Source organism: Limnoraphis robusta BA-68 BA1 (assembly GCF_034932365.1).
Lineage (GTDB): Bacteria > Cyanobacteriota > Cyanobacteriia > Cyanobacteriales > Microcoleaceae > Capilliphycus > Capilliphycus robustus.
The window spans coordinates 1-13,876 of record NZ_JAYGHR010000038.1 but is presented as its reverse complement, the minus strand read 5'-3'; the positions used below and the strand labels follow the sequence as shown (position 1 = coordinate 13,876).

Genomic DNA, 13,876 nt, shown 5'->3' with positions numbered 1-13,876 from the left:
GTCGGATTTTTGAGGTCGGGTAGAGACGCGAGCATAGATAACAGTGGCGCGTCTTCCTCCGTTTTCTGATTCCTCTTTGATGAACTTTTCGATGTCGTATCGCCTTTGTCCTGACGGCGTTTTGATCGTGTTGATTTTACCGTCTGCTTCCCATCGTCTGAGTGTTCGGAGGCAAACTCCCAGAGTGTTAGCTGCTTCATTGGGTTTAACAAATTTAGCCATACCTAATTATCGCAGAGTATGGCATTGTCCAGTATTGTCCAGTCAATTTACAATTAGAGGCATTGCGATCGCAAGCTTAATCGATTTTATTACAGTTTCGCGTCCGTAAACCGTCTGTTGTTCTTTGTAGTCTGGGAAGTTGCACAATCAGTTCGATGAATCTATGCTGATAAACCTCGAAGCAGTAGAAGATTGGGTTAGTCTCCATTTCTTCTGTCGCCCGGAACTTCTGGAGATTGCGCTCACTGATCCTGATTATATTGCCGAAGATCCACTTCTGACTCCCGCTCAAAAAAAATTACGAACCCTTGAACATATTGGCTTAGTTCATGTAGGTTCTATTGTCTTGAGTACATTGGTGAGTAACTATCTTTGCGATCGCTGTTTAGAGTTAGGACTCGCCACATTAACCGTCATTAAAAGTGATCTGATCACCACTGAGACGTTATCAAGGTTCGCCGAAAAATTGAATTTTAGAGCTTTTTGTCGCTTGGGAACAGGTTATGATCATCAACCCGAACATAAACAACAGAAAATCCTAGCTCAGAACTTAGAAGCCATTGTTGGTGCTGTTTATTTAGAGTTTAATCGAGATATTTTGAAAACCCAGAATTGGTTGGGAGAATATTTTTTAAAAGCCGCAGTTGATGAGTTGTTAGCTCAAGCTTCTCTAAACAGTTATCAGTGAGCATTGATCAATTTTTCAAAACAAAAACACGTGTAACCATTTCTGTACGAGATGAAACTGAAAGCTTCCGAAATATTCGCTTTAAAGCTTGTTTCACAGAATTTTCAGTGATCCACAGTTCAGCCCCAATTTCTGCATTGGTTTTTCCTTGAGCAACTAACTCAGCAATTTGCATTTCACGAGATGTTAGACAATTAATTTGGGGAAGTTGAGAGGGCGATCGCACTGTTGCAACCCAAGTCGATAAATGTAAACAAAGAGCGCTTAAATCGAGTAAATTTTGCTGCTCAAATTCAGGCATTCCTTGTTCACGAGTAAAACCGACTGCACCAATTAATTGTCCGTTATTAACAATAGGGCCAACCATAACGTGCCAATGATCAGCGCGTGGACAAATTAATCTCCACGTTTTAGGGGATACCACTAAAGCTTCGTGAATAGGAGTATGACGTTCAATTAAATAGCGTACAACAGGATTGTGTTCAGGAGATAAGGCAATTTGGAATACTTTTTGAAGTTTGCTATCGACTTGATGAATTTGATCAAAGAAAAAAATTCCGCCTCGTGTTGCCGAAAAATATTGACTCATGGTTGCAGAGAGTTCTAATCTCAACTCCTGCTCATTTTTGGCTAGAGCAATACTTTTAAATAAAGATTGTAACACATTTACCATGATTAATAAAGTGTACCCGATTGGGGACTAGGCATTGGGATGAGATCAATTTTATCTTAGCGTTAGTGCGATGATAGGAGAAAACAATGTCTGAATATGCTCATCCTGAAGTTCTGGTGAATACACAATGGCTTGCAGAAAATCTCAATAACCCTAATGTTCGTATCGTTGAAGTTGATCAAAATTCAGAAGTTTACAAAGACGCTCATCTTCCCGGTGCGGTTTTTTGGAATATTTTCACAGATTTATTACAACCCGATTTGCGAGTTAATTTTGAGCTAACCGCTTGGGAAAAATTACTTTCAAATTCGGGCATTACTCCAGAAACCACTGTAGTTGCTTACGGGAGTTATCCCGGCGTTGGAGCGTGGATTTTCTGGTTATTAAATGTATTAGGACATGAGAACGTGCGGGTGTTAAATGGAGGTTATCAAAAGTGGAAAGCAGAAGGTTATCCCATCGTAACAGCATTATCCAGTTTTGCTCCTACTCAATATAAAATACAAAAATTGGATAACAGTTTACGAGCATTTCAGGAAGATGTTAAAGGATTTATCGGTCAAAAAAATGGTGTTTTATTAGATGTTCGTACAGTTCAAGAATATCGGGGTGAATGGTTTTTGAACAAGCCCCCAGAAGGAACAGAACGAGCCGGACATATTCCCGGAGCGGTGCATCTTGAACATTTACTCGTCTTTAAAGAAGATGGTACCTTTAAATCGATTGATGAATTACAAGCCGTTTATGAGAGTCACGGTATTACTGCTAACAAAAATATTATTCCTTATTGTGCGATTGGTGGGCGATCAGGATGTATTTGGTTCGTTTTGAAGTATTTACTGGGTTATCCGAATGTACGGAATTATGATGGTTCCTGGAATGAATGGAGCCTCATTCCCAATATTGCGATCGACAAATAATAGGGTCAGAAAGCGGATTTCTTGCAACGGCAATCAGCTTGCCAATATTGTTCGTTGAGAAACCCGGTTTATCAAGTTAGTGAGGTTCTAGAAAAAACTGGAAGTGCTAACTCCAGTTTTTGAAAATGTTGAGAACTACAGCAATGAGCAGAGAGCGAGTTTATAACTTCTTTGTGTTCTTTGTGTCTTGGTGGTTAAACTAGGCTTACTGCTATATCAATCTTTACAACAATCCTCGGTAATGAATAAATACTAAAACAACCGCCCACGATCCCAACGCAACTTTGATAGCAACTAGAATATTAAGCAGAGGAATTACTCCGCCACTCACCAACGCCCCCAACTCTCCGTGCGGTAACTCGAGTCCAGCTAGCGTGACAACAGACAAGACAATGAAAATTAGAACCGAAATCTTCTCCCAGATAGCAGCATTCCAGCGCTTATAGATCGCCTGCATCCACTCCGTTGATGAGGTAATCGCCACCAAACCGATCGCCGTTCCCCCTGCTACTCCTGCCGCAAAACCCCCGCCGGGACTCAGATGGCCCCGAATCGCCAATTCAATCCCCACTATAGCGGCAATCGTTGCACCCAAACGCGCCAGAATAATTGAGGGTTCATCTGTAAACTGATAGATCGCGCAAAACGGCTTTTCATTCGCCAGCAGATAACTAGCGCCCATAACCGCGATCGTAAAGACTACGACTTCAAAGATAGTGTCGTATAGTCGATTCCTCAGAATAATAGCGGTAACTGCATTCGGAACCCCACTCTCTTCGACAAGGGTTTCGACGATTGACACGGGAAAGTCCGACTCGGGATTGGACAGAATCAGGAATTTGATGTAAAGTGCTATTCCTGCGGCAATGTAAACCCATTTCATTAATGTTTCTCCTCTGAGTCTGGTGTATTGATATAGGTCAAGAGAGTTGCGGGTGATGAAAGTTCGGTTTGCATGATCTCATAAATGCGTCGAACCCGAATCTCAGTCTTATAGAGTTGCTTTTCGTCCTGTTCTACTTCTAATTTTTGGGTACAGGTCGCGTGAATTTCTTTTTCCATCAAAGCTCGATCCAAAGCTTGCCGATTGGTGTACGGAACTAGCTCAAGACGCATATAATGTTTGCGAACAATTGTTCGGAAATCATCCATCAGTTGCTGAAAATCGGCAGGGCTATCTGTCTTAACTAACCCGTCTTCGAGGATGCCAAGACGCAGAACCAACGATGAACGCACTGCGATCGCATAAAGGGTAATTGCCAGCAAAGTACCCATTAAAGCTTGAGTTAAAGCAACATCGGCTGCTCCTAAAACAGCATAGACTAATGCCGCAACTGCTCCCACGATTCCTTGAATAACTAGAGCATGATAGGGATTAACCTGAATCACCAACATGAAGGCGGACAACGGCAACAGAGCGGTTATCAGATAAAGATAAATGTCATTCATCGTAAGCCCCCCGATTGCTAGAACAGTAAGCCAACACATAGCCCAGCACGGTATTCCAAATTGCCAAGGAGAGAATGGCGAGGATGAGCAACGGCCATTCACTGGGGATTTTGAGGAACAACCCGACTACGATCAACATCGAGCCGAGTGTATCTGCAACGGAAAGCGTGTGTAGCTTGAATAGTACGGAGCGATTGCCAACCAGAGGAAAGGTTCCCCAAAACCAGAAGAAAATGCCGATCGTGATACAGATATAACTAAGTATATTAATCATAATTGACCCAACCGCTTGAGAATATGCGCTAACAACATTAATCCGGCATTACCCACGCTGAGGATAATCACCCCGACAACACCGAGCATCCAATCATCCCGTAAGACGGATACAACCAAGAGTATGATAGAAGTCTTGGAAGCGACACTGGAAAAAGCCAACATTTTTTGCCAAGTATCATCATCTTGCCAAGCTTCGTAGATAGGGATGAGCAGTGCAATAATCATTGCAATTAGTAAGCTGTTCAGCATTTAAGTAGGCTATGAGGGGTTATTAAAAAGAACTTCTTAACAGGGAGCAGAAAACAGATAATGGGTGATTTTAATCTTGCGATCGCAAGTGTCAACGCTTCTTTTTCCGTCGCACCCAATGGACTTCATAGCAGCCCCGTTCGTGGTATTTCAAAACAATGGTTTTGGGTGTAAAAGTGATGAGAAAGATATCAAGGAAAATCAGTCCGGGTGTTCGTCCGGGTTTGACTTGTTCCATCGTTATATCTTCGTGACGATGGGGACGGATGATCATTTCAAAGGCTTCTAGATAAGCCTGGGGAATTGCCACGAGGACTTCACCGAGCGTCCGCAACCAATCTTGTAAGGCTCCTGGAGCTTTGGGCCGTCCGCCTGGTAATAGAAGGGCGATGCTGATGCCGATGATGATATTTGTCACACTCAAATTAGCGGTGAGCAGAAACCAAATAATCAGTCGCAATACTAGATTCAGATACCCAATCATGCCAACACCATCCAGAAGAGTGCAATTAACATTAGACTCATCACCCCGATCAGATGCTCAAATTCCTCAAGCACACGGGGCAGTTTGAGGGTTGTTTGTTGAAAAATCAGGAAATAGGCTAACCATCCGACGCTAATGGTTGTCAGGGCTTTCGCTATATTTGCGAAGGTATAAACCTCTAGAGAGACTGCATCTGCCGCAATCAGCCCAGCCATCAACACGAGGAGCGCAGGCCACAAACTGGGTTGGATATTCTCTTGGTTTTTATGGGGCAGAAAGATGAATTTAGCAAACACGATAACTGTTCCTACCGCAGCAAGATTCATCGCGATCGCTTGAGCGGGGACTAGAGTTTTCAGGGCTAAGGTTTTTGCCGTAAAGCCGGATAATAAAGGAAAGCCAGAGATTGAAAGGGATAAGATCACTAAAGCAATCCAGATCGGGGTATTGATGGGCTTATTTTGTAGTTCTTTGAGGTTGCGGCTGGGTAAAGTTCCTGCAATCAAAAACAGGGCTGATTTAGCCAAGCCGTGAGTGAGGGCATAATAGCCGCCTACAGCCGGATTGGCTAGGACAAAGCCTAACTGCGAAACTGTACTTAAGGCGAGTATGCGTTTTGTATCTTCTTCAAAGATGGCGTAGACTACACCCAGAAATGCAGCCCCGACAGCAAAAATTCTCAAGACTGGAGCAACATCTTCTACAATCAACGCACAACGCATCAGGGGAAAGACTCCGGTTTTGACAACCACCCCCGACAGCAAGGCTGATACTGGGGTTTCTGCTTCGGAGTGGGTCAACGGTAGCCACAACCCGGAGACAAAGATTCCTCCTTTGCTTAACAGTCCCAGGATGATCAGGGCGACGCCTTCTCGAGGGGCGTTTCCTAATCCGGCAAATGCAAAGGAATGATTGGCTTGATAGACTAACACTGCACCCACCAAGTAAAACAGCATGGCGGTGTTGCTGATAAACAGATACCGTAAGCCAACCCAAATGGAGCGATCGCTACGGGGATAGGTGATTAACAGAAAGGCGGCAATACTGATCACCTCTAATGCCACATATAAACTGATAAAATCGGCGCAGGCAAATGCGGCGTTCACGCTGCCATGTAAAATGATCGCCTGTGTATAAAAAAAAGCCGTTTTACCCCGACCCCAACAGTACAGAATGACGGCGGCCGTGATCTGTGCATTGGCTAATATAAAGTAGCCACTCAGTTGGTCTGCGACTAGGGTGACGCCAAAACTATCGACTAACTCCAGTGTCACAGGTTCACCTGTAACAAACAGTAAGACTGCAAATGCCGCCGAAACAAAGGTAACGCCCAGGGCGAGGTATCGATCAAGTTTGGGGAGTAGATAAAGAAGAAACCCGAAAAAAAACGGGAATGCAATCCAGGTGATTGTAATGGTATTCATGGGGTGTTGTTCTTCTCGATTTCGTGGGTTTCTAATGTCGGATTATCCCGTGCCAGCTTCATCACACCGACCAGCATTAAGGACTGAATCGAGAAGCCAATCACAATCCCGGTCAAGATGACTGCCTGGGGAACCGGATCGGCGTAAGCACCATTGGCTGTGTCTGAAATAATCGGGGTGAATAAGCCATTTCTGGCGGCAATCAGCACGTAATAGGCGATTACCCCTGTACTCATCACATCCATAGAGATGATTTTCATCACCAAGTTCTTTTTAAGGATTATACCGAAAAAGCCACATAAGACTGTGGCGAATACGAATGCTTCTAACACGGGAGTTTTTTATTGGGTAACGGGTTGTGTAATATCTTTAGATGAATACATTAATACATTATTAAACAGGATTACTTAATGTTCTGCAACACCCTATCCATTACGTTTTTCAATCCAAACTATAGATAAATCTGAATCCTAAAACCTGTTGCAAACATGATCTTGCAGTCTTACACTCTAGCACTATTGTTTAGGGATTTGGAGTTGAGCTTTTGATTCAATTATGATATCATAGAAAAGCCGATTTAAACGATCTTCAAATAATCGAGCTGTATTGTGGAATGTGAAAAACTCGAATCATCAGGTTCATTAAAGGGTAAACCCCTCTACGGGTGGATAATACCATTCTGACTGAAAACGTTCTGCGACTAAAGGTTGTACAAAAAACTGAGGCGGTTGACCGGAACGAACATCAATTCTTAAACCCGAATAAGGTCGTCGTTTATGTTTTCCTTCACCATTACGACCAATAAATAACTTGGACTTCGCGACTAAACGGCTGTTTTGTTCATTCTCAATTTGATCATAAAGTTCAGGCCCTTCGGGTTTTTGACGCCGCAAACTATATCCACTCCCTCCACAAACAATCCAATTGATATGAGAATCTGCGTAGCCTGTATCTCCTGTATATAAATATTCTAAACAGTGAGCATGACCATTGAGAACTAAATCAACAATGGGTCGTCCTTCGGCTTGTTGACCGACTGTTTGAGAAACGGCATTGAGAACTTGACGGAGATTATAACGAATCGCTAAAGTTTGAGCTTGATCCCATTTTGTCGCTTCGGTAACGTAGGGAGGATGATGAAAAAATAACACCCGTCCGCGTACTTCAGGGGTCTGCCAAGATGCAATTAATCGCTCTTGTAACCAACGCAATTGTTCGATGTCAATATCAGAGTTAGGCCCGGCTTTTAGCTGTTTCTCGATGTCGAATTGCGTTTCATCTATTTGCTCGATTTTGGCTTGGATGTCATCTAATTGTTCAGCTTGTTCGGGGTGGTCTGGATTGAGTGTTTCTGACTCGCTCATTAATTGCTGTTTTTGCTGTTCTAGGTCACGCTGGCGTTGAACTAATTGCCGTCGTTGTTCAACTCCTTCTTGACTATTGGCAATAGGTATCGGACTATTGAATGTGTTAGAATCGAGGGCAAAAAAATCGATTCCCCCGTAGCGAAACGTATAGTAACGATTGGGTAAACGGGTAAACTGGGTGGGTTGATAGCGTAGACAACGACCTGTCGAGGTTTCTGCGGTGTAATATTGGTCAAGGTGACGTTCTAAGTCATTGGGGTTATTAAAGCCTTGCAGATAGTCTAAAAAGGCTCGTGCATAGGCATCTCCGCTCCGTGAACCCCGCCAGCTTACATCAAAGGCGACTCTCGACCCAAACAGGTGACGAATTGGCCAAGTAAGCTCTGCCATTGCACCATAAAAAAGCGGTAGATTGTAGTAATCGTGATTTCCGGGTATGGGAAGAAAAGGCAGGTTAAACAGCATCTGGTCGTAGGGGATTTGTTTATAGTTGTCGCCACCGACAATAAACTCCCGGTAGGGTTTGATAAAGTTATGAGGATAATATCCCGCAGAACCCGTGAGATAGACGACATCGCCTGTATGCAAAATGAAGCGAGGGTGATAATCACTCTGCTTGAGTAATAATTTAGCAATCTCTCGTTGGGGATGATGTCCGCGATGGCGTCCGGTACCGCTATCTCCAATCACTAAAAATGAGAATTCTGGGTTGTCTATTTGTTGATCATCAATCACTAAACGAGTTTGATCGATGTTACGAGCAATTATAGAAGATTCTTGCCAACGAACCCGTTGTTTCATTTGACGGATTTTGATGGCGATGGCAGGATCGGTGATAAATTGCATAAAAGTTTTGAGCTAGCTTTAAGAGGCTGAGAATTTTATAATGAGTTTGTTGGATTCTAACGCAACTTCCCCAAATCATACAGAGGGGTTTATCAACAACCCACTGCCGATGATTCCTGTTTTCAGGATATCTGTATTTTACGATAACGTAGACTGAAAGTTGACACCATACTAGACTGGGGTATTTTTGTTAATGTTGATACAATCTTTTCACCGTCTAGTTTCTCCTTTGACTCGCCGGGTTCCCTTGCGAACAGTTTTAATTGTTCCTTTTATAATACAACTGCTTGCCACAGTGGGATTAACGGGTTATCTCTCTTGGCGAAATGGACAACGAGCGGTTAATGATGTAGCCTCTCAACTTCGTAATGAAGTCAGCAAACGGGTTCAGCTTCATCTCAAAGATTATTTAGAAAAACCATCTCTGATTACTCAAATTAATAACCGCTCTGCAAGATTAGGGCTTCTCTCGTTGGAAAACAAACAGTTTTCTGAATATCTTCTTTGGGAACAACTTCAACTTTTTAACTCTGTTTATGCGATCTATTTTGGCAGTGAGTCAGGGGAATTTGTCTATGTAAAAAGAGGATCAGATGGTTCCTCTGTCGCCAAACGGGTTGAATTTCCACCGGAACGCTATTCCTATCGTTTAGATGAACAAGGAAACCGCAGTGAATTTCTAGAAGTTGATGAATATGACCCCAGACAACGACCTTGGTATCTCAATACTTTACTGACTGAGCGAGCCAATTGGAGCAAAATCTACACGTTCACAGGGGGAGAATTAGGGATCACAGCCTCTAATTTATTTTATGACAGTCAGGGCAATTTTCGTGGGGTGATGGGGGTTGATATTATTCTCAGTTTGATTAGTGATTATCTAGAAAATATTAATATTAGTCAAAATAGTCAAGTTTTCATCGTCGAGCGTTCGGGTTTACTCGTTGCCACTTCTACGGGAGAAGAACCGTTTACGATGCGTAAAAATGACAAGCAAGCTCAACGTTTAGCGGCTATAAAAAGCCGAAATAAATTAACAGTAGAAATAACCCAACATCTCCTAAAACGTTACGAACATTTGAGTCGAATTCAACAACCAGAACAGCTTGATTTTCAGCTCAATGGTGAACGGCAATTTGTACAAGTTGTTCCTTATCTAGATCAATTGGGATTAGATTGGCTGATTGTTGTAGTGGTTCCTGAAGCGGACTTTATGAGTCAAATTCATGCCAATACCCGCACGACAATTTTACTCTGTATCATTGCATTCGCAGGCGCGATTGGAATCGGAATTTTGACCGCTCAATGGGTGACTAAACCCATTTTAAGATTGAATCAGGCTGCAAAAGCTATTAGCCAAGGAAAATGGAATTATAAAGTGGCTTCTTCTCGTTGTGATGAAGTCAGAGAACTGGCTGAATCTTTTAATTGTATGGCGGAACAGCTTCAAGAATCTTTCACCGTTTTAGAAGCTAAAAATGCCGCTATGCAACAGTTGAATAATCGATTAATTCAAAGCGAGGCTCGCCTTTATCAATTTCTAGATAGTTTACCTGTTGGAGTGCTAGTTTATGATGGAGTTCAAGATAAATTAACCTTTATTAATCAAACGGCTAAAGCTTTATTTAGAAAAGAGATTATTCCCGACACTTCTCTCGATAAATTTGCCCAAGCTTATCAACTTTATTTAGCCGGAACAGATCAACTGTATCCACCCAAAGCATTACCCTTAATTCGGGCTTTAAAAGGAAAAAGCCTCAAAACAGAAAATATTGAAATTCGGCATCCTGATCGCGTAATTCCTTGCGAAGTCTTGGCTAAACCGATTTATGATTGTCACGGTAATATTATTTATGCTATCGTTGTTTTTGAAGATATTACTCAACGCAAACAAGCCGAAACAGAACGTCAAAATTTTACCGCCCAATTAAAGCTTAAAAATGAAGAACTCGAACGTTTAGATAAACTCAAAGATGAATTCCTCGCGAATACTTCTCACGAACTGCGAACCCCTTTAAATGGGATGATTGGTATTGCTGAATCTATGTTAGAAGGTGCGACAGGAACCCTATCAGAACAGCAGCGAAAAAATCTAATCATGATCGCTCATAGCGGACATCGACTGTCAACATTAGTTAATGATATTCTCGATTTTTCTAAACTGCGACATAATACGATTCAACTCCAACTTAAACCCACCGGATTGAGAGAAATAACCGAAATTGTTTTAACCTTAAGCCAGTCTTTAACTCGAACTAAAAAGTTGGAGTTAATCAATACAATTTCTCGGGATTTACCCCCCGTTAAAGCCGATGAAAACCGCTTACAACAAATTTTTCATAATCTGATTGGGAATGCTATTAAATTCACAGATAGTGGTTATGTTAAAGTCTCGGCTCAAGTCATCAATTGGGATAAAGACAGGAATGGAACAGCAAAAAATTATCCTAAAAAAAGATTCTCTACTGAAATTGCAGTTACAGTTTCCGATACCGGAATTGGAATTGCTAAAGATAAAATAGATCGCATTTTTGAATCCTTTGAACAAGCAGACGGTTCTACAGCACGTCAATATGGCGGTACAGGTTTAGGATTAGCTGTCACCAAACAATTAGTTGAATTGCATGGCGGTAAAATTTGGGTAGAATCAACCGTTAATGTCGGCTCAAACTTTACGTTTACCTTACCTATTGCTGAAGGAGAAACAGCCGTAACTCTCGATCATTCATCGGTTTTAGTTCATCGTTCTGCTGTGGTGACTTTAGAAAGTTTTGTGCAAAGTCAAAAGCAGAATCAGTCACCGCAAATCCCATCAAATTCAAGCAAAAATTTAACATCTAATCTCGATAATAATCAGTTTAAAATTTTAATTGTTGATGATGATCCGATTAACTTACAGGTTTTAGTAAACTATTTGTGTTTACAAAATTATACGGTTACTCAAGCCAGTAATGGTTTAGAAGCCATAGAAATTTTAGAAGCGGGCTATCTACCTGATTTGATTTTATTAGATGTAATGATGCCTCGGATGACGGGTTATGAAGTCACACGCAGAATTCGGGAAACTTGGCCACCTCATCAACTCCCCATTATGATGTTAACAGCCAAAAATCAAATCTCAGATTTAGTTGCAGGTTTAGAAGTTGGGGCGAATGACTACTTGTCAAAACCTTTAAATAAAGATGAACTTCTTGCTCGAATTAAAACGCATATTCGCATCAAACAACTGCGAACTGAAAAAGCCCATATTCGCAAAACCTTTGGGCGATATGTCACCGATGAAGTCGTCACTAATTTGTTAGAAAGTGCGGAAGGTTTAAAACTGGGTGGAGAACGGCGAAAAATTACAATGTTGACTTCTGATGTTCGAGGATTTACCGCAATTTCTGAACGATTAAACCCCGAAGAAGTTGTCAAAGTTCTCAACTTTTATCTCTCCAAAATGGCTGATGTAATTACGGCTTATCAAGGCACAATTGATGAGTTTATGGGCGATGGAATTTTAGTCTTATTTGGTGCGCCAAGATTGAGAGAAAATGACCCAGAACGAGCTGTAGCCTGTGCGATCGCTATGCAGTTGGAAATGGAGTCCGTGAACCAACAGCTCAACCAGTGGGGTTTACCGCCTTTAGAAATGGGAATTGGGATTAATACAGGTGAAGTTGTTGTGGGAAATATTGGCTCAGAAAAACGCACAAAATATGGTGTTGTGGGAAATCAAGTTAATCTAACTTATCGGATTGAATCTTATAGTACAGGAGGGCAAATATTGATTTCAGAATCGACATTTAATGAGATTAATTCGATTATTCAAGTCGTTGGAGAAAACCAAGTTCAACCCAAAGGTGTAAAACAACCCATTACTATCTATGAAGTTGGCGGAATTTCTGGACAATACAATTTGTTTTTACACCAAGAAGAAGAAATCTTTCTTCCGTTAGTGCAACCGATTTCACTACACTATACAATTCTCGAAGGAAAACACATCGGCGAAAATGTGTTTCAAGGTTCTATTATTGAACTTTCTGCGAAAGGAGCAAAAATTCACTCTCGCCAAGGTGAACAAGATTGTGTTCCTGTTTCTCTAACTAATATTAAACTTAATCTGATTTGGGCCGATTCTACCATGACGAGCGAAGATATCTACGCCAAAGTTTTAGAGGAACCCGCAAATATCGGTAATTTTTATATTCGCTTTACGGCTAAACCTCCCGAGGTGAAAATCAGGCTTCAGAGGCTTTATGAACATCTGTTAAAACAAACTAAGTCCTGTTGATTTGAATTTGAGAATTTAGATTTATTTTACAAACCGTTCAATTTTTTGTTAGGATACCTACACAAGATGTAGTATTATTGCCATCCAGCATGACCATTTTCCACTCAACAGAGCCGATTGTTCGCGTCAAACAACAACATCTAGATGTTCAAGATATCAAGGGTTTATTAACCGTTAATTGGAAAATTGGCAACTATACACTTTTTTCAGGCTTATACACCCGAATTGATCAAGTTTTTTTACTCTGGGGCTGGATTTCGCTGATGATCTTCATCACCGCTCAATTTTTTCCGATTAGTTGGATTGATCAAGCTTATTGGTGGTCAGGACTCACACTTCTTGCTACCCTGGGAATGATTGTATTAACCTACTGTTGGGTTCGCATCGAACACATGACTTGGTTGGTTTACTGTTGGGCGTTGTTGATGTTCATTGGTGTCGGACTAACGAACTTGGCAATTTTCGGGGGATGGTCACAGATTTTAAGCCATTTGTGTCCTCTCTGGCTGGTTGTCTGTGCTTTAGGTTATCTCGCGACGGGTATCGGTTTACAATCGCGATCATTTACACTAGCAGGATTGCTGCATTTTTTAGCAATTCCTTTATTATCCTATGTGAGCGGCTTGCAATTCTTAGCAACCGGAATGATCGTAGCGGGAACGTTACTGTTTTTTGCAGAGGTTCAATGGGATATGCGTCCACCTATTGAATCAAAGTTTTTGACTTCTGAGCAGTTAGCCTTTAACCGTGAGCAAAACCGCAAACGTCATATGGAGAATTAATCTAGTGCATGATTAGCGTCACTTTGTGTCACTTTTTGGTAGCTTGCGAATGTATTCGCGGACAACCTGTGACATAGACCAACCTTTTGAGTCAGCGTAACTTTGTAACTTGGTGCGTTCATCTTCTGAAAGTCTTACTTTTAACCAGGTTTCCCTATTGTTATTTTTCATAGATGTGGGTATAATGTAGGTACTTCAAGTTTAACATCAATGGCTCCTA

14 protein-coding genes are annotated in these 13,876 nt (G+C 41.6%); 4 read left to right on the top strand and 10 right to left on the bottom strand.

The window, feature by feature from the left end; translation table 11 throughout:
- The coding region (locus VB836_RS12625) for a MerR family DNA-binding transcriptional regulator (RefSeq protein ID WP_323219641.1) at positions 1–222 on the bottom strand (222 nt) is incomplete at its 3' end.
- A 163-nt stretch (positions 223–385) separates the two neighbouring features.
- On the opposite strand from VB836_RS12625, the gene VB836_RS12620 reads away from it, so the two are divergent.
- Positions 386–910 (top strand): ribonuclease III domain-containing protein, encoded by a 525-nt coding sequence (locus tag VB836_RS12620; protein WP_323219640.1) that lies wholly within the window; start codon positions 386–388, stop codon positions 908–910.
- A 7-nt stretch (positions 911–917) separates the two neighbouring features.
- Here VB836_RS12620 and VB836_RS12615 read toward each other — a convergent pair whose 3' ends face one another.
- Positions 918–1,583, bottom strand: coding sequence for a LuxR C-terminal-related transcriptional regulator (locus VB836_RS12615; protein WP_323219639.1), 666 nt, complete (start codon positions 1,581–1,583; stop codon positions 918–920).
- 86 nt (positions 1,584–1,669) lie between these two features.
- On the opposite strand from VB836_RS12615, the gene VB836_RS12610 reads away from it, so the two are divergent.
- On the top strand, positions 1,670–2,503 hold the full coding sequence (locus VB836_RS12610; RefSeq protein WP_323219638.1) for a sulfurtransferase: 834 nt from the start codon (positions 1,670–1,672) through the stop codon (positions 2,501–2,503).
- A 223-nt stretch (positions 2,504–2,726) separates the two neighbouring features.
- Here VB836_RS12610 and VB836_RS12605 read toward each other — a convergent pair whose 3' ends face one another.
- From VB836_RS12605 to VB836_RS12570, 8 genes are all read right to left on the bottom strand, one after another.
- Positions 2,727–3,386, bottom strand: coding sequence for a Na(+)/H(+) antiporter subunit B (locus VB836_RS12605; RefSeq protein WP_323219637.1), 660 nt, complete (start codon positions 3,384–3,386; stop codon positions 2,727–2,729).
- Positions 3,386–3,952, bottom strand: a complete 567-nt coding sequence (locus VB836_RS12600; protein WP_046277722.1) for a DUF4040 domain-containing protein — start codon at positions 3,950–3,952, stop codon at positions 3,386–3,388. Before VB836_RS12600 ends, VB836_RS12605 begins: the two co-directional genes overlap by 1 nt.
- Positions 3,945–4,226, bottom strand: coding sequence for a monovalent cation/H(+) antiporter subunit G (locus VB836_RS12595; protein WP_046277721.1), 282 nt, complete (start codon positions 4,224–4,226; stop codon positions 3,945–3,947). The genes VB836_RS12600 and VB836_RS12595 overlap by 8 nt, the downstream gene beginning before the upstream one ends.
- Positions 4,223–4,477 (bottom strand): hypothetical protein, encoded by a 255-nt coding sequence (locus VB836_RS12590; protein WP_407659660.1) that lies wholly within the window; start codon positions 4,475–4,477, stop codon positions 4,223–4,225. The genes VB836_RS12595 and VB836_RS12590 overlap by 4 nt, the downstream gene beginning before the upstream one ends.
- Before the next feature lie 91 nt (positions 4,478–4,568).
- Positions 4,569–4,961 carry a Na+/H+ antiporter subunit E gene (locus tag VB836_RS12585; RefSeq protein ID WP_323219636.1) on the bottom strand — a complete coding sequence of 131 codons (393 nt, stop codon included), beginning with the start codon at positions 4,959–4,961 and terminating at the stop codon, positions 4,569–4,571.
- Positions 4,958–6,385, bottom strand: coding sequence for a cation:proton antiporter (locus VB836_RS12580; protein WP_323219635.1), 1,428 nt, complete (start codon positions 6,383–6,385; stop codon positions 4,958–4,960). Before VB836_RS12580 ends, VB836_RS12585 begins: the two co-directional genes overlap by 4 nt.
- Complete coding sequence (locus VB836_RS12575) at positions 6,382–6,717, bottom strand: cation:proton antiporter subunit C (protein WP_046277718.1); 336 nt, start codon at positions 6,715–6,717, stop codon at positions 6,382–6,384. Before VB836_RS12575 ends, VB836_RS12580 begins: the two co-directional genes overlap by 4 nt.
- A gap of 309 nt (positions 6,718–7,026) precedes the next feature.
- Positions 7,027–8,598 carry a metallophosphoesterase gene (locus VB836_RS12570; protein ID WP_323219634.1) on the bottom strand — a complete coding sequence of 524 codons (1,572 nt, stop codon included), beginning with the start codon at positions 8,596–8,598 and terminating at the stop codon, positions 7,027–7,029.
- 193 nt (positions 8,599–8,791) lie between these two features.
- On the opposite strand from VB836_RS12570, the gene VB836_RS12565 reads away from it, so the two are divergent.
- Positions 8,792–12,874: a response regulator gene (locus VB836_RS12565; RefSeq protein WP_323219633.1), complete on the top strand. Its 4,083-nt coding sequence runs from the start codon at positions 8,792–8,794 to the stop codon at positions 12,872–12,874.
- 89 nt (positions 12,875–12,963) lie between these two features.
- On the top strand, positions 12,964–13,656 hold the full coding sequence (locus VB836_RS12560; protein ID WP_323219632.1) for a hypothetical protein: 693 nt from the start codon (positions 12,964–12,966) through the stop codon (positions 13,654–13,656).
- Positions 13,657–13,876: the final 220 nt, after the last annotated feature.